The organism is Hungatella sp. SL.1.14, from assembly GCF_024460495.1.
GTDB classification, from domain to species: Bacteria; Bacillota; Clostridia; order Lachnospirales; family Lachnospiraceae; genus Hungatella; species Hungatella hathewayi.
The window spans coordinates 1-295 of record NZ_JANFYJ010000430.1 but is presented as its reverse complement, the minus strand read 5'-3'; the positions used below and the strand labels follow the sequence as shown (position 1 = coordinate 295).

General features: G+C 51.2%; 1 pseudogene. It reads left to right on the top strand.

Features of this window, described 5'->3' with window-relative positions:
• Positions 1-295, top strand: a pseudogene (locus NE473_RS31695) (hypothetical protein); the annotation flags it as partial.

Sequence of the window (295 nt, the reverse complement as noted above, 5' to 3'; positions counted from 1 at the left end):
CATGAGAAACACACGATCTTCGACGTGCTCTGTTATACAGATTCTGGCTACAGGAAGCGCTATCTGGAGATTGTAAGAGATACGGCAAAGATGTTTGATGAGATCATCCTGGATGATTTCTTCTTCACCAGCTGCCGCTGCAGTGAGTGCATCGAAGCAAAAAAGGACCGGAGCTGGCCGGAGTACCGTCTGGATCTTATGGCCGGACTGGCAGAGGAGATCGTGGCGGCCGCCAGGGAAGAGTACCCGGACTGTTTCTTTATCATCAAGTATCCCAACTGGTACGAGTCCTACC